A 21970-nucleotide genomic window follows, 5' to 3' on the forward strand; every position below is an offset into this window, starting at 1 on the left:
AGATGCTGTGATAGAAAATCCCATGGAAGATGTGCAGCAAGGGTTAAAACTAATCGAAGACAACAGAATAAAATTCGGCATTGCAAAAAACCAGCTTGCAATGTTAGGGTTTTCCGGGGGAGGGCATCTGGCTGCAGCCGGTGCCGTCTATGGGCCAAGAAGACCCGATTGCCTGCTGTTAGGATATCCGGGAATTGTACATAGCAAACTACGTGCGCTGGAATGCTCAGATATTATTGAACGTGTAGATGCAAATACACCGCCTTGTTTTTTGTTTTCTACGGCAGAGGATGAAGTAACTCCTCCGGAACATGTATTAACATTTGCTTCTGCTTTGGCAAAAAATGGAGTAAAAATGGAAGTGCATATTTTTACACAGGGGGCGCACGGATTATCACTGGGAACAAAGTTGACAGCGGATATGAATCCGGAATTTATTAATGAAAGATTTGCACAATGGGTTCCGCTTAGCCTGCAGTGGCTAAAAGAATTATGGAAATGCAGTTTAATTTCATGAAAAGCATAAAATTATAATATAAAAATCAAAATTACAATACAAAAGATCTATAACCTGATATTATGAAACCGGAACTGAAGAGGCAGGAAATTGTGAGAACCAAGTTATAAGGGAGGAGAAGATTATGAGTAAGAGAGAAAGTAACTCTGTACGCCTGGATAAGCAGGGCGTTCCAAAAGTAATGCATATATTTGATTACTTTGCGGATTCACTGGGAATGTTTTCTTTAAATGCTATCAGTGGACTGGTAGGACAGTTAACGTATTTTTACACAGATAAAGTAGGGGCGGCAGCAGGGGCAATTGCCACAATGTTTCTTATTTGCAAAATAGTTGATGCTTTTACAGATCTAATTATGGGGCATATTTGTGACAGTACAAAACCGGGTAAAGAAAAATACAGACCTTGGTTGTTAAGAGCCGGAGTTCCCGCAGGAATTATGCTTGTTTTACTGTTTATGGTTCCAAAGGGGGCAAATCAGACTATACAGTTGATTTATATGTGTATCACCAATCTTTTGATGACAGCAATTCTTTATACAGCAATCAGTATTCCATATGGTGCAATAATGATGATTCGTACACCAAGCCAGGAAGAACGAGGAGTTATGGGCACTTGGAGAGCTGCGGCAGGTTATGTATCTGGAATGGTGATTGCAGTAGCGGTTATTCCGATTACCAATGCGCTTGGTGGAGATCAGAGTGCCTGGATAAAAATGGGAGCAGTTTTTGGGACTCTGATTTTGATTAATATGATAATATGTTGGAAATGCTCAAAAGAATCTGCGGTAGATAGACGTATAATCTCACAGATAAAAGAAAAGAAACCGGAAGAAATGACAGATGATGAGTATGCAGAGCATATATTTAGCATAGAACAGGATGCAGCAGACAGTAAACTTACGATGTTAGAAGCAATAAAATGTTTGTTTAAGAGCAAATATTGGATTATTTGGTTAGTAGTTAACTTATTCAACCAAATTACATACGGCTTGACGAACAGTTCAGGAACCTATTATTGCAAATGGATTTATGGGAATGACAATTTAGTTGCCATTCTTGGAGGAATAGGTATGATACCGACAATCATTGGATTTATTCTTGCTATGCCAATGATCAAAAAGCTCGGGGCCGTAAAAACATTACGAGTTTCCTTCTTCCTGGGAGCAGTTGCAAATGCACTCCGTTTGCTCAATCCATACGATTTCTGGTACAACGCAATTTTAGGCTGTATTTGTACATTTGCTACAATTCCTCCTATGTGTGTCGGCGGCGTAATCGGAGGAATGAACATTCAGTATAACGAACATAAATTTGGAGCGAGAATTATAGCACGTTCCGGTTCAGCAAGCAGTTTCGGTATGAAGATTGCATCAGGTTTCGGGGCGTCAATTGTTGGATGGTGTCTTGCAGTTGCAAACTATGACCCTAAAATGACAGTTGTAACAGAGGCTACAAAACAAGCAATTTTTGCATTTTCAATTTATATTCCATTGATTGCATTCATTATGATGTTTGTTTTCATGCTTCGTTATGATTTGGATAAAGTTCTTCCGGAAATCAATAAGGATCTTGCTGAAAGAAAAGAAAATCGTAAAGCAAAAATCATTGCAGCCAGAAAATAGCGGATAGGAGCACTTATGAAAGTATATGCTGAAGGTAACAGATTTTTAAATCAAGACGGGAAAGAAATCCTTTTTCAGGGCATCAATTTCGTATGCAAAGAAAAAGAAAAGGGTTATATATTTCCTGAATATGAAAGAGTGTTCAAAGAATTTGCAGAAAAGGGATTTAACGTCATCCGTCTTGGAATCTTTTGGGATGGGGTAGAGCCTTGTCCCGGAAAATATAATGATGAATATTTGAAAAAAGTGAGCGAAGTAGTCAGTGAAGCAAAGAAAGCCGGACTTTACGTCTTACTGGATATGCATCAGGATTTGTGGTCGGTAAAATACGGAGACGGTGCGCCTGAATGGGCAACAATTACAGATGGTGCATTCCATCCAACTGATTGCGCAATGTGGTTTGATGCGTATCTTCGCAGCGATGCGATTATCAATGCGGCAGAGCATTTTTGGAATAATGACAAGGCTCAAGATGGGATTGGCCTGATGTGCCATTACATTTCAATGTGGGAATATATAGTCCGTTTTATGGACTGCCATGATAATATTATCGGTTATGAACCAATGAATGAACCTTTTATGGGAAGTCTTGCAAGAAATACCTTTGGATTTGCTGCAATGAAAACAAAAGAAAAATATCCGGAGTTTGATTTTGCCACAATGCAGGGAATAACCCCTGAAAGCCAGGGGTATATGAGTGAAATTGTGAATGAAGCATTTATGAAATGGGATAAAGAAACCCTTATGTCGTTTTATCAAAATGTGGAAGATGCAATCAGACCATTGACAGATAAAGCTTTGATTGTGGGCGGAAATATTTATTCCAGCGCTACTTTTTCAACCGGTATTACAAGAGTTTCCGGTCAGGAGGGAAAGACCTGGCAAATCTATTCACCGCATGGATATGATTCTGTTGTAGATAGTGATAATTATGAGAATTTCAATCAGGAAAATGTTATTCGGTTATTTGCAGAAAAAAGAGAGAGTCAGTTAAGACTTAAGATGCCGGTTATTGTAGGTGAGTGGGGAGCTTTTCCGAGCAAATCATTTACTAATGATCTGATTGAACAAATGAATCTTATACTTGAAAAATATCTGTGGAGTTCTACATATTGGCAGTATCTTCCCGGTATGGAAAAAGATCAAAATTATGATGCTTTGAGGCGAGGATATCCGGTAGAGACTAAGGGAAGATTAATTAAATATCATTACAACCGTCAGAAAAAAATGCTGGAAGTAAGTTGGGACGGAACAGACCTTCTATGTTATTTGCCTTATAAAAATGTACATGTTGTTTTAAATGATGAAATGTATTATAAAATCATTAAAGAGTTTGCAAATGCATCTTATGTACTTATCCGGGCAAAGGAAGATGGAAAGCATCATATTTGCCTTTCAGAACATGATGGTGAGTAATTTAAAAAGGAGCTTGCAATAGCTCCTTTTAATTTGGAGGAAGGATATGAACAGAATAAAGCAGATATGGGAAAAAGGTCCTGATAACTATATTTTACCGTTTCTATGGATGCATGGTGCATCTGATGAAAAAAAGAAAAGGATGGTTGAAGTCATTTATGAAAGCGGTGCAAGGGCAGTTTGTCTTGAAGCAAGACCACATCCGGATTTTGCAGGCTCTCTCTGGTGGCATGATGTGGAAGTGATACTGGAGGAAGCAAAGGAAAAAGACATGAAAGTCTGGATTCTGGATGACGCTCATTTTCCGACAGGATCGGCAAACGGAGCGGCAGAGCATGCACCGGAGAAATTAAAGCGTATTTGTCTGACAGAGCAACATATGGATATTTTAGGACCTGTTTCGGATTTATATGTGAATATAGAAGAAAGACTAAATTGCGATCCTGAAACCGGAGAATTTATCCCGAAATACTATAAAGAAAAAGTGGTAGAAGTCCTTTTAGGAAAAACGGAAACAAGAGGAAATAAAGAAATAATAAAAGATGTTATATGTCTGACAGACCGGATACGAGACGGAGTTCTAAATATAACAGTACCTGAGGGAAGCTATAGATTAGTAATTATTACAAGAAAGATTCATGCATCAAAGTTTCTGTCAGATGCAATTTCTTTTTTAGAACCTGAATCGGTAGACTTGTTAATCAATGCAGTATATGAACCGCACTATAAACATTTTTCAGACTGGTTTGGGAACACAATTGCAGGATTTTTTTCTGATGAACCGGGATTCTTTAATTTGAAAAATATCGGATACGGGGATGTACTGCGAACGGGAGATGTCTCAGAACCTTTGCCTTGGAGTGATAAAATATACCGACAATTGAAAGAAAGTTATCCATATGATCTCCGGATCAGCTTGCCGTATTTGTTTGGAATGAAAAGTGATCAGCCGGGGGAAGACCGTAAATTGTGCAGGTTATATATGGATCTTGTAACAAAAGAATATGAGAAGAATTTTCCGGAAAAACTGTCAAAATGGTGCAGTGAACATAAAGTAGAGTACATAGGTCATGTGGTGGAAGATATTCCTTCTTATGAGCGCTTGGGACAGGGGACAGGACATTATTTCAGGGCAATCCGCAAACAGGATATGGCGGGAATTGATGTGGTTTTAAACAGCCTTTTACCTGAAAAAGAAGATTTTTATTTATACGGATTACCGCAGTTAGCAGCATCTTGTGCGGCACATTCGGAAAAACAAAAAGGACGCGCAATGTGCGAACTTTTCGGCGCATACGGATGGTCGGAGGGAGTTACATTTATGAAATGGATGGCAGACTATATGCTGCTCCATGGCATTAATGTGTTTGTTCCACATGCATTTACAGACAACAGCTTTCCTGATGCAGACTGCCCGCCGCATTTTTGGGCGGAGGGTAATAACCCTCAGTTTGCAGCTATCAGACAATTATTTTGCTATATGAATAAAATGGCAGATTTATTATCAAACTCAGAAGCTGTTGTTAAAAATGCAGTTCTATTTGAAGCAGAATTCGATTGGGTGGGAGATACACAACCATACTGTGAAATAGGAAAAGAATTGATTACACACCAGACAGAGTACCATCTGGTTTGTATGGATGACTTAAAAGCTGCAATCTGTGAAGCAGGAGAAATATGTATCAGAAATCGGAAGTACAGCAGATTGTTTATTCCGAAAATTCAATACATGGACAGAGAGGATGCAAAGCTTCTTGAAGAGGTACAAAATAAAGGAATTCAAATTTATTTTATTGACGGGAAACCGCTGTCTTTGGAAGGGGAAATATTAAAAGAAGTTAATTCAATTCCTGTTATTTCATTAGCTCAGGTTTCAGAAAATGCAGAGCAGCAGTTTGTAAAGCTTAAAGGAGAACATACTAAGTGGGTGCATTGCAGCACGTATGAGAAAAATGGTGAAATCCTCCATGTATTACTAAATACATCTTTAAAACAATCTGTTGAAGCGGAGATGATAGTGCAGCAGGTTAAAAGGGAAAAATCAAAACTTCTTCGCGTGGATATGATGGAACAGCTTTATATGAACGTGCAGGAATTTCAGAGTAAAATTATATTAGAGCCCGGTGAAATGGCTGTTTTTTCTGAGGTATTGGAACATGAAGTATCTACTGAAGTGTTATCTCATAAAGAAAAACAGTGGGATGTGCTACAGATAGATGAATGGAATTTATCAGTATCATCCTATAAAACTCCGGGATTATGGGAAAATCTGGGTAAAATCAGGCAATTAGGAGATTTATATGTGAATTATCCTGACTTTGCCGGAACTATTAGGTATGAGGCTGAGGTTTCTTTGAAAAATATAAAAGAGTTATGGTTAAAAGGTGCTTCGGAAGCTGTTACAGTATGGATTGATGGTGAAAATGCGGGCAGATGCATCGGAACTCCGTATCGCTATCATCTGCCGTATGAAGATATGGAAAAGGTAACCTTGTGTATTGATATAGCCTCCACTTTGTATGGAGCTGTAAAGGATAAATTGTCACAAGCCAGGGAAATTCCGCGGCTCGGATTTGAAGGTGAAGTTTGGATTTGCTAAAAAGGAGAAATGCCCGGATGAAGAATTACTTTGAATATCAAACAATTACGGAACATGTAAAAAGAATCCTATTACCGGGAGATGTGTTTGCATACTTGGCAGAGGGAGAAGAAAAGGCGGTACTTATTGATACCGGATGCGGACTTGGTGATTTAAGATCATATGTAAAAAGCCTTACTGATAAGCCGATTACCGTACTATTGACTCATGGGCATCTGGATCATGCACCCGGAGCGGTACAATTTGAAAAGGTATACATGAGCCCATTAGACCTGGATATCTATAATGCACACCATGTAATCAATCGACGTGTGGAATATTTGAATGGAACCTCATCTGCAGGTAAATACAATATGGACGATTTACTTCCGGAAAAAGATTTGAAAAACTTTATTCCCTTATACGATGGAATCATTATAGATTTGGGAAACTATCATATTAAGGGCTTTTCGTGTGGCGGCCATACGCCCGGCTCTTTCGTATTTTTATTGCAGGAAGACAGGTTGCTGCTTCTGGGAGATGCCTGTAATTCTTTTACTTTTTTATTTGATAAGACATCTCTCGGACTTAGCAGCTATGAGAATAATCTGAAAGAACTGTTACAAAAAGTACAGGGTACATATAAACGGGTACTTTTGTCGCATGGAGAAGCAGAAGCCTCTGTAAATATGATTTCTGAGGTGATATGTGTATGCGAGGAAATCAAAAAAGGAACAACAGATGATATACCGTTTCGTTTTATCGGTAGAACCGGATGGAAGGCGTATGCCGAAGAACATTTCAATGAAAACGGACAAATTATGGGAAATATTGTCTATGATAAAGACAGAGTGAACGAATAAAAAGGAGTACCGTAACAAAATGGAGACATTATTAAATTTACAGGGAATGATATTTTTGCTTATTGCGGTAGGAATCCTGGTTAAAAAAGCAGGAATTATCACAGATGAAGGGCAAAGGTGTTTAACTAATCTTGTAATTAATGTAATTCTTCCATGTAACATTATTCAATCGTTCCATATGGATTTTAAAAAGCAGATGGGAAGCGATATTACGGCTGCATTGTTTATATCTATTATAATACAGATGCTAGCGGTAATTTGGGGAAAGATATCTTTCATAAGAGAAAATGAAGGAAGAAAGAAATGTCTTTGCTATGGCATGATATGCTCAAATGCCGGATTTCTTGGAAACGCGATAGCAGAAGGGATGTTTGGGGCATATGGGCTTATGCTCGCATCGGTTTTTCTGATTCCTTTACGCGTTATGATGTGGACAGAAGGGATTTCAATTTTTTCAAAGGAAGTTGATTATAAAAAAACATGTAAGAAAACATTAACCCATCCCTGTATTATAGCCTGCTTCATAGGGATGGTTATTCTGATTACGGGATTTAGACTGCCGGTCTTGGTAAGTAAAACAATTACTGCAATAGGTACATGCAATACGGTGGCTTCAATGCTTGTGATTGGAATGATTATAAGTGATATACGGTTAAACTCATTTAAGGATAGAACAGTTTGGCTATATTGTTTTCACAGGTTGTTGGTGTTTCCGACAACTGTATTCCTGCTTGTAAAAATGCTGCCAATATCAGATAATGTATTAAATATAGCTGTTCTTCTAACTGCAATGCCTGCAGGAGCTACAACAAGCATTTTGTCTGCAAAATACGATGTAGAGCCTCAATTTGGAGCAAGACTTGTTATTTGCTCAACCTTATTATCCGTTTTAACATTGATGATATGGAGCAGGATTTTGATGTAAACATATAAAAAGTGAAAGATATGAGATTTGTGAAAAGAGAGAAAATTAAAGAATTTAGAATATTAAACATGACTATGAGAAAGATTATGAATTTGCAGTTATGCTGAAATGAAAAATATTGTTTTGTTGAGAAATGAGGATGAAATGATGAAACAGGTTTACAACCCATATTTGCCGCTTAATGAATACATTCCGGATGGAGAACCGCATGTTATAGGTAATCGCCTTTATATTTTCGGCTCCCATGACAGAGAGGGAGGGACAACTTATTGCGAGTTAGATTATGTGGTATATTCAGCGGCTGTTGACAATTTAAAAGACTGGAAGTGTGAAGGGACAATTTACCGTGCGGATCAGGACCCACATTCCAATAAAGAACGCAGACAAATGTATGCTCCGGATGTTGTTCAGGGTAATGACGGAAGATATTATTTGTATTATACAATGGGCGGAGAGGAAGGAAACGTGAACTGCTTCCCGTCAAGTAGACAATTAAAAAAATAAAAATTTTCTGCCATCAGATAGTTTTAATCTGGTGGCAGTTTTTATGCTGCCGCCAGATATTGTTCGTGCTTCTCGAATGGAGTTAAAATTCCCAGTTTTCGTTGTAACCGTCTGGTGTTGTAGTATTCAATGTAATCCTCTATCATTTTCACAAGAGAATCTCTGACTGTAAACCGATTGCCATAATACCGCTCACGTTTCAAAATGCCCCAGAATCCTTCCATCGGGCCATTATCGATGCATTTGGCTATTCTGGACATACTTTGTGTCATACCCGCAGCCTCAAGCTTGGCATGAAAGTTCCGATTGGTATATTGAAATGCTCGATCAGAATGACACATAGGTGTTGCTCCCGGATTGGAAACAATCGCCTTATCAAACGTATTGAAGACCAGACGATTGTCGTTATGGTCACTGATCACATATGCGACAATCCGCCGGTCATAGAGATCAAGTATCGCGCTAAGATACACTTTATGCTTGTCATTGTTCTCATCATACCATTTGAATTCTGTGACGTCCGTCAACCATTTCTGATTTGGAGCTTCCGCTGTGAAATTTCTGTTCAATATGTTATCCGCAATAAACTGGGGATTTATCGCCTGTCTTGTACATCCGTTATTGGAATACTTGATCGTGGACTTAATCCCTTTCTTACGGCAGATCCGAAGCACTCGTTTATCATTTGTCTTGATTCCGTGATAACGTTCCAGATCATCCCGTATTCTGCGATAGCCCTTATCAGGGCTGGCCATATGGATTTTTTCGATTTCATCAGCAACGTATTCATTTGCTGCTTCATAAGCAGGTTTCTCTCTGTGAAGCCATTTGTAGTATGCCGCACGGCTTACAGATCCCAGTTTGCAGAGCGCACTAAATCGGATAACCATGCTCTTCGTGTTCTTCTTTGATTGCCTGATAGACCTGTCCGTGTCTGACCAGGCTTAGCCCGCCTCCTCTCTATCTTGTCGAGTTTTTTTAAGAAAGATGCCTCCATTTCGGCTCGTTCCTTTTCGGCACGCAGAATCTTGTTTTCGGCACGGAGTTTCTCCAACTCAGTCATTTTTTCAACCGGCTTTGGTCGGCCGCGCCTATCCTGGAGAGCGTTCACTCCACCTGCTTCATACTTTACGATATAGTTTCGTGCCTGCTGATAGGAAATGCCGAATTTAGCTGCTGTTTCAGCATAATTACGGTCATGTCCAATGCAGTATTGAACGATTTCCACCCTCTCATCGAAGGTTGTTTTTCTTCCCTTGGTCATGATAAATGTTCCTCCTGTCCTGGAAACTTTCAGCTCCTCATGACTATTATACTTCTTTATCCAGTTTTGTAACTTACTTTTTGATCTGATTCCATAGCGCTGGCAGATTTCCTGTTGGGAACCTTGACCGCAGAGATAATCCAATACTGCCTGCTCTTTCAGCTCTTTTGAATACCGTTTATTTACTGTAACAAGAAAGGCTCCTTCACCTTCACTCTTATAAATGCTTATCCATTGTTGTATGGAGGAGAGACTGATTCCCAATCTGACAGCAGCATGTCGGAGTGATTCTTTACCTTCTAATATCAGATATACTGTCTGTAATTTCTCTGAATGTGATATCTTGCTTTTAGACATAAAATGCTCCCTTCCAGGCAGTAAGAGATTTTATTTTTTCTCTTGTCTACCTAGAAGGGAGCATATCAACGGAGGCTTTGACGGTCCTATTTCCGTTGCGGTATGTGATACACCTGCAGGGAAATACGAATACTTGGGTGATGTCAGATATGCAGATGGAAGACAAATGAACCGCTTCATCCCTTTTGATCCTGCGGTTATTAATGACGGTGGAAGAATCCTGCTGTATTACGGTTGGGCACTTACTCAAAAAGAGCCAAAAAGTCCAATGTCTAAAAAGAAGTATCAAGAGATGATGCAAAATATGTTTCATAAGTCGCAGGAAGAACTGTTTAATGAGCCTCAAAGCGTTATGGGAGCTAATGTAGTTGAATTGGAAGATGATATGCTGACTGTCAAAGGTGAACCTGTAAGAATGCTTCCCGGTGAAAATATGGCAGAAGGAACGGAATTTGAAGGTCATGCATTTTTTGAAGCAAGTTCAATTCGAAAAATCGGAGAATTGTATTACTTTATATATTCATCTTCTCTAAATCATGAATTATGTTATGCAACCAGCAGATATCCGGATCGTGATTTCCATTATGGAGGTGTCATTGTTTCAAATGGTGATATTGGGATAAACGGAAGAAAAGAAAGTGAGCGGTTAGCAGCTACCGGGAATAATCATGGAAGTATTGAAAAGGTAAATGGAGAATGGTATATTTTTTATCATCGTCAGACGCACCTGAACTCATTTAACCGGCAGGGTTGTGCAGAAAAAATAACTATATCAAAGGATGGGGAAATAGCTCAGGTAGAAATGACTTCTTGCGGACTAAATAGCGGTCCGCTCGCAGGAGAGGGTGAATATCCTGCAGCCATTGCCTGTATTTTGACAGATGGACATATGCCGCATTTGGGAAATACTATTCGTCAGTATCGACATCCAATGATCACGCATAGTGATAACGAAAGATATATTGCGAATATAAGGAAAAATACCTTAATCGGATATAAATATTTTAATATGTATGGAAAAACAGAAGTGACGGTTTTTACCAGAGGAAGAGGAAGAGGGATACTCTATATATTAACAGATGATAAGCAGATTGTCGGTGAAATACAGATAAATCCGGCTAAAGAGTGGGAAGGATACAGTACATTGATAGATTTAAAAGGAACACACGCATTGTACTTTGAATATGAGGGTAGAGACACGATTGAAATGCTAAAAATCAAGTTTAACCCCCAAAAGTTGTCCTCACAAACATGAAGCAGATGAATATGTAAACCGTGGATTAGATAGTCAAGATAAGGGGGAACAAATATGTCAAAAACAGGAGAATTGTTTAAAGCATTGTGTGCAGTTGAGGATAAAAAAAGAGATAAAAATTTGCAAGAGCCAAAAGAAGTTAAAAAAATAACAAATATCCCATATGCATTTAAGGATAAATATAACTTGTTGGATGTTTATTATCCTGAAAAAACAGAAGGAGTTTTACCTGTGATTGTGAATATCCATGGTGGAGGATATGTTTATGGTACAAAAGAGGTTTATATTCATTATGGAATGTTTTTGGCTATGCAAGGATTTGCGGTTGTGAATTTTAATTATCACCTTGCTCCCAAATATAAGTTTCCTGTTCAACTTGGAGAAATCAATCAAGTGTTAAAGTGGATAGAAAATGAGCATGAAAAGTTCAAACTGGACATTGAAAACATATTTCTTGTCGGTGATTCAGCAGGTGCTCAACTAACAAGTCATTATTGTACAATTTACTCAAATCCGGAATTTTCTAAAATGTATGACTTTGTGCTACCAAGGAAATTGAATATTCGAGGAATTGCGTTAAATTGCGGAATGTATGATATTACTGAGCAGGCAATAATGAAAAATGAAGAAGAAAAACAGCCGATTGATATGAATGATCTTTTGCAAGACTATCTTGGGAAAGATAGAGAATGTCTGCAGGATAAGTTAAACGTAAACAAGTATATTACAGATCAGTTTCCGCCGGCATTTGTTATGACTTCATGGTATGATTTTTTGAAAGAAAAAGCAAAACCGATGTATGAACTGTTAAAAAAAAGAGGAGTAGTAACAGAATATAAACTGTATGGACATGAAGGTGAAAAGCATATGGGGCATGTTTTCCATGTTAATATGAACTTGGAAGAAGCAAAAAAATGTAACCTTGATGAAATTGAGTTTTTCAAAAAACTAATATATAAACTTTAGTAATGCCTGTAATACACTGTTACAACTTTTGATAAGTGTATGCGGTAGAAAGTGAAAAAATAATGGGAATAGAAATTTTTTTAATTATAGCTATATTGACTATTATAACCGTTTTATGTTTGTATCGTTTTATAGGCATTTCAAAATGTGTCGGTGAAGAAAAGTATTCTTATAAAAGAAAGACAATACGTGTAAAGTATGATGAAATCAACCTATACGGTCAGGCGCTGATTCCAAAAAAAGATAATATGCAAAGCAAATTTCCAACAGTAATTTATGCCCATGGAGCCGACAGCAATTATAAATCTGATATAATTACTTTGAAATCTTTGGCAAAAAGCGGAATTGCATGCTATACATTTGATTTCTACGGCTGGACAAAGAGAAGCACCGGCCCTAAAGGACGATACTGGTTTCGAAAAGTGCCAAGAGAAGGAGATAATTCCTATGAACAAAAGGTCTTGCAGCAGGTCGAGGATTTGAATGCAGTAATTGAAGCTGTGAAAGAGTTTTCGTTTGTTGATGAAAAACAGATGTATCTTTTGGGAAGCAGTATGGGTGGAGCCACAGTTGCAGCTGCATCTGTAACACATACACAGGATATCAAAGGAATTATACTTCAATATCCTGCAATGAATTTAGTTCCTGAGGCTATGTGTGCAGAAAGTGCATATGACGTACATAAGTACGGAAATCCGGTGCTCTTATTACAGGGAACCTGCGATGAAATTGTACCGGAAGCAATGTCGGCTCAGTTGTCTGCATATTATAGCCAACAATGTAAATATATAATATATCCGGGACAGCCCCATGTATTTTCAGGAAAATATAAGGTAATTGCTGCAGAAGAAATATATAATTTTATATTGTCATCAAAACATGAAATGTGATTATGTAACTGCAAAATCCTGGGATATTATAGTTGCATATAAATACAAAGCTCTGTTATAATGAAATGGGTAAAATCAACCTGTAATAAAAAGGAGGGTAAGACCATGAAACATCATAAATTTTGGGCAGTAGCAGCCTCAATCTGTTTTATTTTGGCTATGTATACCGGATATAAGCATAAGTAAAATTGCAATAAGGGCGGTATTCTGTTAAGATATTGGCAGATTATAGATTAAAAATCAAAACCAAATTTTTGCGGATAAGGAAGATATATTATTCTGTGAAATTTGGTTTTATTTCAATTGAGGAGAAATTTGGAGTTGAAATTATTCCTTATAAAAACCTTTAAAATTTATAAATGAAAATAGGTTAATAATTGACTTTAGCTATAAATGAGGATATCATATATATAAATGATATGGACAGATGCAGTGTTGAAAGAATTTGACACTCACATTATAGCTTATATGTCATTGGGGTGAAATCTTATATTTAGAAGGAGAAAAAAATGGAAAAGTTAAAAGTTTATGATACTGTAAATAAAACTACGGTAGAGCTTGATGAACAGGAACTTATTGACACATTGATTTCAGGAAGACAGGTTGATGTTTTCTTGAAATCGGAGAAGACAGATCCGGACGGTTATATGACCTGGAATGTAGAGCATTGGAACTCTGTTTCGGATAAGAAATTTGTGCGTTATTATTCTTTGAACGAACGTCTTTTAGGTGAATATACCGGTCACAATATTTACGATCTCAGAAATGAATTTAAGCCTTATGAGGCAGTTAAGGTAGAACTTAGTTAAGAACATAAACTTGATACAATAAAAATAACTCCCGTTTCTTTTATGACCGGGAGTTATTTTTTAACAAGAAATCTTTCCGATGGATGCACAGCTTATGGCGGGGAAGTTTGCCTTGCGGCACCTCTCCTTTATATATAAAACTTTATCTGTCTTTCATGAATGTATAAGGTTCATTATCCTGAACACTTACATAAGCAGGTCTTATTATCTTGTCGGTATTTATAAGTTCTTCCAGCCTGTGAGCGCTCCAGCCGGTTATCCTTGCACAGGCAAAAATAGGTGTGTAGAGTTCAGGAGGAAGCCCTAACATATGGTAAACAAGGCCGCTGTAGAAGTCGATGTTTGCGCTTACACCCTTATATATATGTCTTTCCTCGCTGATAATCTTTGGTGCAAGCCTTTCAACCATACTGTAAAGTTCGTAGTCTGCATCGTTACCCTTAGATTTTGCAAGCCTTTCCACATAGCCCTTGAAAATATTTGCTCTCGGATCTGATATAGAATATACGGCATGTCCCATACCATAGATAAGTCCCTTTTTGTCGAAATATTCTTTATGTAGAAGCCCTCTGAGGTATGCGCTTACTTCATCTTCATCTGTCAGATCTTTTACGGTATTTTTTAAGTCTTTAAACATTTGCATAACCTTGATATTTGCACCGCCATGCTTAGGACCTTTAAGAGAGCCCAGGGCAGCAGCTATAGCTGAGTAGGTATCAGTGCCCGAAGATGTTACTACATGTGTAGTAAAAGTAGAGTTGTTACCACCGCCATGCTCCATATGGAGTACAAGGGCAAGGTCAAGCACTGTAGCTTCTATTTCGGTATATTTCTTATCAGGACGAAGCAGACGCAGTATATTTTCAGCTGTAGAAAGTGACTTATTAGGCTGGTGTATATACAGGCTCTTTCCGTTATTATAATGATTATGTGCGTGATAACCATAGACTGAAAGCATAGGAAAGACAGCTATCAGATTAAGACACTGCCGCATAACATTTGGCAGGGAAATATCATCTGCAAGAGAGTCATATGAATAAAGAGTAAGCACACTTCTTGCAAGAGTATTCATCATGTCCTTGCTTGGTGCCTTCATAATTACATCCCTTACGAAATTGCGCGGGAGAGCTCTCTGGTTGGCAAGCTCTTTGATGAAATCAGCCAGTTCATCATCTGTAGGAAGTTTGCCAAAGAGGAGAAGGTAGGTCATTTCCTCAAAACCAAAGCGTTTTTCATTTATAAATCCATCGGTAAGTTCGTGAATATCTATACCGCGGTAGTAGAGCTCGCCGTCGCAGGGAGTTTTTACTCCATCAACCATTTTAAAAGAATTTATGGTTGAAATCTTAGTAAGTCCGGCTCTTACTCCGGCACCGTTAATATCACGAAGCCCGCGCTTTATGTCAAGTTCTTTATAAAGGTCGGAATTTATTCGGGAATTTTCTAAACAGACCTCGGTAAGTCTCTCAATTTCAGGTGTAATATTCAGTTTATAAGCCATAGACTACCTCCTTGAAAATGTTGTATACAATTATACAGCTAATTATATATTATTATACACGATATAGATAAATATGTATATGAAATAAAAATGATATAAGAATATTTTATAACAAAGTATTGGTTTAATGTATTTGTAATACCAAGCAACATGGTATACAATATGGCACGGGAGTTCAACAGTTAATGCCTTGTAATATATAGCTCAAAATCATCAAGTCCATTGAAAAATGGGCTTTTTTTAATATATTTCTTTGTCAAATTAAAATAATATATTTGTTGTAACTGTTGTATTTTATTAAAAAGTGTGATATAATATTTCTATGAAATTAGGATATAACACAAAAGCCATTGATCCAACTTACTATGTTCAGATGGGAATCAGAAATGGCAATAAAACCACAACTAAAAATATTGAGAAAATTGGTAAACATTCGGAACTTCTAAACATCACGGATAACCCTTTGGCATATGCAAAAGACTATGTCGCCCGGTATAACGAGAAAGTGAATAATACTAAGCAGGCGAAGCTGGAGATTCGTCTTGATTTCACTGAAAGGGTAAAGCATCGTAATGTACAGACATCCGAAAGCACACTCAAAAACATAGGCTATCTTTACCTTCAACATTTATACAGCCTTCTTGAGGTTGATAAGTTTTTTGACCAAATAACTGAAAATAGAAAAATCTCATTTAATCCCGATTTGGTCAACAGATTTCTGACTTACTCAAGGATACTTGACCCGGACTCAAAACTTGGAAGCTTTGAAAAGCTTGGCAAATTTTATGAGGAACCCGATTTTGGTTATCAGCACATCCTGAGGACTATGGATTTGCTCTATGATAACTTCGATGAGTACATTTCTCATCTTTTTAGGGAAAGTGGCAAAATACATAAACGAAATACCACCGTTTGTTATTACGACTGCACCAATTACTACTGTGAAGCTGAAACTCAGGATTTGGAATATGTTGACGAAGTCACCGGTGAGGTTATGAAAGGTTTGAGACAATTCGGTTTTGCTAAAGACCATAAACCGAACCCTCTTGTAGAGATGGGGCTTTTTATGGATACTGACGGAATTCCTGTTTCAATGTGCTTAGCTCCGGGAAATACAAATGAGCAGACAACTGCCATTCCCCTTGAAAAAGAGCTTATCAAAATGTTTAATGGTAAGAATAAAAAATTCATTTACTGCGCTGATGCCGGACTCGGTTCATACCACATAAGGAACTTTAACAGCATGGGCGGCAGAGCTTTCGTTGTGACACAGTCAGTTAAGAAACTTTCCGATACCCTTAAACAAGCAGTATTTAATGACTATGGCTATAGACGCCTTTCTGATGATAAGCCCCTTACAATTTCGGCAATGAAGCGGTTTGACAAGAAGGACGCCAATAACATAAGCCTCTACAACGATAAGATTTATAAGGTTATCGAAGCAAGCACCCTCTTAGATGTAGGGCTTTATGAGGAAAAAATATTACAAAACGGTAAAATAAAAAAGATAAAATCCAAGGCATGCCTGAAGCAGCATGTAATTATAACGTTTTCAAGAAAAAGTATGGAATATCAGAGATTTATCAGAAACCGTCAGATCGAAAGAGCAAAGTCAATCCTTGATAAAATGGATCCTGATGAATACAAGAAAGGGCCAAATGACGTAATGCGCTTTATAAAGAAAGTTGGTAAAGATAAAATCACATACGAAATTGACAATGACAGAATCCGTGAAGAGGAAAAGTATGACGGTTTCTACGCCATAGCAACAAATTTAGATGACGATGTCAAAGATATCATCGCAATAAACGAACAGAGATATCAGATTGAAGACTGCTTTAGGATACTTAAAACAGACTTTTCATCAAGACCGTACTTCCACAGGAACAGAGGAAGAATAATTGCTCACTTCATGATTTGTTACACAGCCCTACTGATTTACAGGTTACTGGAAGTCAAACTGAATTCATTCAGTAAAGAAATCCACCTCACAACACGGAACATAGTTGAAACAATGCAGAATATGCAGATTGCAAATATATCCGACATGGCATATGTGTCACAATATACCGGTTCCAAAGCACTGACAGCACTGGAAGGAGTTTTCGCCCTTGGTCTTGACCGTAAAAATTTTCTACCGAAAGACCTTAATAAAAAATGTCGTAAAAAATTTTAAGATAAGCTTTGGATACAACATTTTTACAGCACTTAAAAAGGCGTAATATCCTTTAATTTTCAAGGGTTTACGCCTTTTAATATTTTTTAACTGTCGAAAACGGGATTATATCATTACAAATCGTAAAAATCTAGTCTTTTTTTACAAATTTTGTATTTTGTTACAATTTTGTTACAACTTTCTATTGTTAATTTTAAGAATATGTAAATCTCTCGGATAAAAAATCCACCCCTATACAAGCGGATGGATTTGATTGGCAGGTAATCAGAATTTAATTTTAGTTTTATAATGTAAACTTAGATACCTCATTTTGAAGTTCCATTGCTATATCTGCAAGGTTTTCACTGGCTTTTGATATATCTTCAATAGCCTGTGTCTGGCTTTCCACACTTGATGCCGCCTCTTCGGTTGTAGCTGCGTTTTCCTGGGCTATAGCCGAAAGGTTCTCAATTATCTTAATTACGTTCTGATTTTCTCTTTCCATGGTCTTAGACGCTTCGTTAATATTGCTTACGATAGTCTTTGAATTCTCAACAGCCTTTGAGATTTCATCAAACTTCTCGCTGGTTTCACCAACCTTTTCACTCTGCTCCACAACCATCTTGTTGGAATCTTCCATCATATTAACCGCAGATTCTGCCTTAGCCTTAAGCTCATCTATTACAGCTCTGATTTCAGCAGTAAAGCCCGCACTCTGCTCTGCAAGTTTTCTGATTTCATCTGCTACTACCGCAAATCCCTTACCTGCCTCGCCTGCTCTTGCTGCCTCAATAGCAGCATTCAGTGCAAGAAGATTGGTCTGATCGGAAATAGACTGTATCATCTCAGATGCACTTGAAATCTTGTCGGTAGCCTGGCTGGTCTCATCTATAACCCTGCTTACCTTATCTGATATCTCTTTGTTCTCTTCAGTAATCCTAATAAGTTCCTTAAGTGTTGCATTACCGTCATTCTTGCAGTTATCAATTGTATCTGTAGCTTCTTTAAGTGCTTCAAGAGTATCAATCATTTCTTTAATATATCTGTTAGAAATTTCTGTTGACTCTGCTGCATTCTGAGTATCCTGTGCCTGGCTTGTAGCTCCGTCAGCTATATTGGTAACCGCTATTGCTACTTCCTTAGCCATATCGGATGTAGACTGTGATGTCGCCGTAAGCTCTTCGGCAGTAGCTGCCGTATTCTGTGCATGAGAATTAATCTCGGAAATGATGCTTACAAGGTTATTATTAAGTTCCCTCAAAGCTCTCATAGCCATGCCAACTTCATCATTAGACTTACGATATCCCTTTTTATCTGAAACAGCTGCTTCTTCACTAAGATCAAGGTTATAATTGGCCACTTTCTGAAGGGCACTTGAAATCAGTTTCAGAGGAGCTGATATCATATTGTTCATAATAATGAAAATTACTGCAGCAATAATAATAATTGTAATTATACTTATAATTGAACTTGCTATAACACTTCTTACTGCATCCCTTGTAAAATAAGATACTGTTGAAATAGATTCAAATGTCCAATAAGTTTTAGTTCCATCTACAGTTACCGGTTCAAATAACAGCTTTGATTTTTTACCTGTTGTCTTTAGCGTTACTATAGCCGATGATTCTTCATTTCTCTGTGATGCATCAAGATACTGCTTTGCATCTGCATCAGTATTAAGCACATTTTGCATAACCTGAGATTTGTCGGTAGAATGTGCAACTATACTTCCGTCGTTCGCAAGCAATACAACATAATCATCTTCATTATTACCCGGTATTGTTGCAAGCTCATCTGATATATTATCTATATCTATGTCAGCATTTACAGCACCAATAACCTTACCGTCAAATTTAATCGGTAATGCATAGGTAACAACCAACTTACCTGATGATGATTTTAACGGTGCAAGTAAAAGGTTCTCTCCTGCATTAACAGGATCTGTATACCAGTATTTTCCAATATGATAATCAGTGGTATTAGTACTTAAGCTGCCCTTCTCTCCTGAAACATAAGTAACCATAGCACCTGTTTTATTATCGGATGTTACAAAAGATGAGTCTTTGCCATCAAAGCCGTTTGGCTCAAAATATGCACCTAAACCTGCAAGATCCGGGTTGGTTAAATATATCTGAGTGACTAACTTGGTTATACTTTCCCTGTTTCTGGTAGCAGGATTGTTACTTAACATTTCTGCCTCGATACCTGCTATAAGTGCTGCTCCTGCCTCATAAGCCTTTTTGAATTTTCCTTCAATATCACCGGCAAGATTACTTATTTTTTCCTTTTGATATTTCTCGTTATTCTTTAATGCAAGGTTATAAGATGTTACAGAATCATATACTGTCTTGCCGCCAAGAATAACAAGGAGCAGAATTGATATGATTAATCCTACCTTTAGACCGACACTTTTAACTTTTGCTGCCGACTTTTCCATTTTCATTAAGCCTCCTTTATAAATTATAAAAAAAAAATAATTCTTATATATCTTTATCAGGCCGTAAATTTCAGTTATTTCATACCTACTTTCCTCATAATATACAAAATGCAGTCCGGTTAAGACCACATAAAATATTAATTGGCTAATAAATCATATATCAGAATTTCCACTGGTCATTATAGCATTATAATCTTAAAAAATCCAGTTAATTATTACAGCTTTTATAATTTTTTATTAATTTTTCCCATTTTAACAAAATGTAACCCCCATGTAACCCGCTTTTTACACCATATTGTTTACCAAAATATCACAGAAAAGTATAAGTGCCCAAAGAATATACATCTTTCGACACTTATTTTATATAAAATATGAATAAACAACTAGTAGGTCAGCTTATCAAGCTCCTTCACATGTTCGGTTATATTACTGTTTGCATGGCTTGCCTTAGAAGCATAAGTCTTGACTGCTGCTGCCGACTTCTTTATAGCCTGCATAGTTCCCGGACCTGCCACACAGCCTCCCGGACAGCCCATTCCCTCTAAGAGATATCCATTGTATTTGCCTGCCTTGGCTGCCATAAGGAGTTTACGACAGTCTCTCAAGCCCTCCGCATTGTCAGTTTTTACCTCAAGTTCAGGACGGAGATTCTTTATTACATTTACTACAGAGGTTGCAACACCGCCTGAAACCGCAAAGTTTCGTCCATCCACAGAAGCATCATTCACTCCGTTAGGATCTTCTTCAATGTTTTCAATATCTATATGTTTAGATGCAAATATACCCGCCATTTCCTCAAAGGTAAGCACAAAGTCCACCTCAGAGCGCACCTCATCCCACATAGCCTCAAGCTTCTTAGCTGAACATGGTCCTATAAATACTACCTTTCCTTTAGGATTATAGTGTTTGATAAGCCTTGCTGTCAGTGTCATAGGGGTAAGTGCCATAGAAATACAATCTTTTATCTCAGGGAAGAGCTTCTTTGCCATAGATGCCCAGGCAGGACAGCAGGAAGTAGCCATAAACGGAAGCTTATCCGGTACTTCGCTTAAGAAGTCATTTGCCTCCTGGGTAGCACAAAGGTCAGCACCTACCGCCACCTCAAATACGTCGGTGAATCCGAGCTTCTTCATAGCCATACGAATCTTGCCCGGAGTAACCTTTGCTCCGAACTGCCCTACAAATGCAGGTGCAAAGGCTGCATATATCTGTTCACCCGACTGAATTGCACGAATTACCTGGAATATTTGTGATTTATCCGCAATTGCACCAAAAGGACAGTTTACAAGACATTGGCCGCAGGATACACATTTTTCATAATCTATATCCGCCTTGCCGTGTACATCCGAATGAATGGCATCCATACCGCAGGCTGCAGCACAAGGTCTTTCCTGTATAATTACAGCGTGATACGGACAGACTTCCGCACATTTACCGCATTTAATACAGACATCCTGATCTATTTTCGACCTGCCGTTTGTCCTGTCAAGGGAAACGCAGGTCTTTGGACAGACTTCAACGCAAGGATGCGCAAGGCAGCCCTGACAGCCGTCTGTTACAAATACTCTCTTTTCGGTACAGCCGTTACAGGCAAACTTGATTACATTGATGAGCGGAGGTGTATAGTAAGTTTCAGGTTTGTCCGCATCTCCAACATTATCTGAAATTTTGGCATGCTCGCTGGCATCCCTGCAGGGAAGCCCCATAGCAAGTCTAAGCCTCTCACCAACTATTGCTCTCTCTAAGAATACATCACTGCGAAAACTTCCTACTTCTCCCGGAATTATCTTGTAAGGCAGTTCTTCTATTCTCTGGTCTGTAGGCCATTCTGTGTGGTAAGCCATTCTTGCGACTTCCGTAAATATACGGTGTCTGATTTCTTTAATTCTGGTTTCGATACCTCTCATCA

The 21970-nt window shown here is 38.0% G+C and carries 17 protein-coding genes; 12 read left to right on the plus strand and 5 right to left on the minus strand.

What is annotated here, in order from left to right:
* The first annotated feature begins 7 nt into the window (after nucleotides 1-7).
* From GCWU000282_RS06940 to GCWU000282_RS06970, 7 genes are all read left to right on the plus strand, one after another.
* Nucleotides 8-517, plus strand: coding sequence for an alpha/beta hydrolase (locus tag GCWU000282_RS06940; protein WP_330365817.1), 510 nt, complete (start codon nucleotides 8-10; stop codon nucleotides 515-517).
* A gap of 124 nt (nucleotides 518-641) precedes the next feature.
* The gene (locus tag GCWU000282_RS06945) at nucleotides 642-2141 is read left to right on the plus strand and encodes an MFS transporter (RefSeq protein WP_023354348.1); all 1500 of its coding nucleotides are present in this window, start codon (nucleotides 642-644) and stop codon (nucleotides 2139-2141) included.
* Nucleotides 2142-2156: 15 nt separating this feature from the next.
* The gene (locus GCWU000282_RS06950) at nucleotides 2157-3557 is read left to right on the plus strand and encodes a glycoside hydrolase family 5 protein (protein WP_023354349.1); all 1401 of its coding nucleotides are present in this window, start codon (nucleotides 2157-2159) and stop codon (nucleotides 3555-3557) included.
* Nucleotides 3558-3603: 46 nt separating this feature from the next.
* Nucleotides 3604-6156 (plus strand): hypothetical protein, encoded by a 2553-nt coding sequence (locus GCWU000282_RS06955; RefSeq protein WP_023354350.1) that lies wholly within the window; start codon nucleotides 3604-3606, stop codon nucleotides 6154-6156.
* Between the two features lie 17 nt (nucleotides 6157-6173).
* Nucleotides 6174-6998, plus strand: a complete 825-nt coding sequence (locus tag GCWU000282_RS06960; protein WP_023354351.1) for an MBL fold metallo-hydrolase — start codon at nucleotides 6174-6176, stop codon at nucleotides 6996-6998.
* 19 nt (nucleotides 6999-7017) lie between these two features.
* Nucleotides 7018-7923 carry an AEC family transporter gene (locus GCWU000282_RS06965; protein WP_023354352.1) on the plus strand — a complete coding sequence of 302 codons (906 nt, stop codon included), beginning with the start codon at nucleotides 7018-7020 and terminating at the stop codon, nucleotides 7921-7923.
* Between the two features lie 144 nt (nucleotides 7924-8067).
* Complete coding sequence (locus GCWU000282_RS06970; RefSeq protein ID WP_156913124.1) at nucleotides 8068-8427, plus strand: glycoside hydrolase family protein; 360 nt, start codon at nucleotides 8068-8070, stop codon at nucleotides 8425-8427.
* 41 nt (nucleotides 8428-8468) lie between these two features.
* Here GCWU000282_RS06970 and GCWU000282_RS06975 read toward each other — a convergent pair whose 3' ends face one another.
* Nucleotides 8469-9317: an IS3 family transposase gene (locus GCWU000282_RS06975; protein ID WP_023354354.1), complete on the minus strand. Its 849-nt coding sequence runs from the start codon at nucleotides 9315-9317 to the stop codon at nucleotides 8469-8471.
* Nucleotides 9275-10048 carry a helix-turn-helix domain-containing protein gene (locus GCWU000282_RS06980; protein ID WP_023354355.1) on the minus strand — a complete coding sequence of 258 codons (774 nt, stop codon included), beginning with the start codon at nucleotides 10046-10048 and terminating at the stop codon, nucleotides 9275-9277. Before GCWU000282_RS06980 ends, GCWU000282_RS06975 begins: the two co-directional genes overlap by 43 nt.
* A gap of 133 nt (nucleotides 10049-10181) precedes the next feature.
* Here GCWU000282_RS06980 and GCWU000282_RS06985 point away from each other — a divergent pair, with 133 nt between their 5' ends.
* From GCWU000282_RS06985 to GCWU000282_RS07000, 4 genes are all read left to right on the plus strand, one after another.
* Nucleotides 10182-11303, plus strand: coding sequence for a family 43 glycosylhydrolase (locus GCWU000282_RS06985; protein WP_023354356.1), 1122 nt, complete (start codon nucleotides 10182-10184; stop codon nucleotides 11301-11303).
* 54 nt (nucleotides 11304-11357) lie between these two features.
* Nucleotides 11358-12269, plus strand: coding sequence for an alpha/beta hydrolase (locus GCWU000282_RS06990; RefSeq protein WP_023354357.1), 912 nt, complete (start codon nucleotides 11358-11360; stop codon nucleotides 12267-12269).
* Nucleotides 12270-12331: 62 nt separating this feature from the next.
* Entirely contained in the window at nucleotides 12332-13159 is an 828-nt protein-coding gene (locus GCWU000282_RS06995; protein ID WP_035039700.1) for an alpha/beta hydrolase family protein, read from the plus strand.
* A 509-nt stretch (nucleotides 13160-13668) separates the two neighbouring features.
* The gene (locus tag GCWU000282_RS07000; protein ID WP_023354361.1) at nucleotides 13669-13968 is read left to right on the plus strand and encodes a hypothetical protein; all 300 of its coding nucleotides are present in this window, start codon (nucleotides 13669-13671) and stop codon (nucleotides 13966-13968) included.
* Between the two features lie 142 nt (nucleotides 13969-14110).
* On the opposite strand, the gene GCWU000282_RS07005 is transcribed toward GCWU000282_RS07000, so the two are convergent.
* Nucleotides 14111-15469, minus strand: coding sequence for a citrate/2-methylcitrate synthase (locus tag GCWU000282_RS07005; RefSeq protein WP_023354362.1), 1359 nt, complete (start codon nucleotides 15467-15469; stop codon nucleotides 14111-14113).
* A 322-nt stretch (nucleotides 15470-15791) separates the two neighbouring features.
* On the opposite strand from GCWU000282_RS07005, the gene GCWU000282_RS07010 reads away from it, so the two are divergent.
* A complete protein-coding gene (locus tag GCWU000282_RS07010) occupies nucleotides 15792-17645 on the plus strand; it encodes an IS1634 family transposase (RefSeq protein ID WP_023354363.1) in 1854 nt (617 codons plus the stop codon).
* 283 nt (nucleotides 17646-17928) lie between these two features.
* Here GCWU000282_RS07010 and GCWU000282_RS07015 read toward each other — a convergent pair whose 3' ends face one another.
* Together GCWU000282_RS07015 and GCWU000282_RS07020 are read right to left on the minus strand one after the other, a co-directional pair.
* Nucleotides 17929-20067 (minus strand): methyl-accepting chemotaxis protein, encoded by a 2139-nt coding sequence (locus GCWU000282_RS07015; protein WP_035039702.1) that lies wholly within the window; start codon nucleotides 20065-20067, stop codon nucleotides 17929-17931.
* 377 nt (nucleotides 20068-20444) lie between these two features.
* Nucleotides 20445-21968, minus strand: coding sequence for a 4Fe-4S dicluster domain-containing protein (locus GCWU000282_RS07020; protein WP_023354365.1), 1524 nt, complete (start codon nucleotides 21966-21968; stop codon nucleotides 20445-20447).
* Nucleotides 21969-21970 lie beyond the last annotated feature (2 nt).

Origin of the sequence: Catonella morbi ATCC 51271, assembly GCF_000160035.2 — a bacterium.
GTDB lineage: Bacteria > Bacillota > Clostridia > Lachnospirales > Lachnospiraceae > Catonella > Catonella morbi.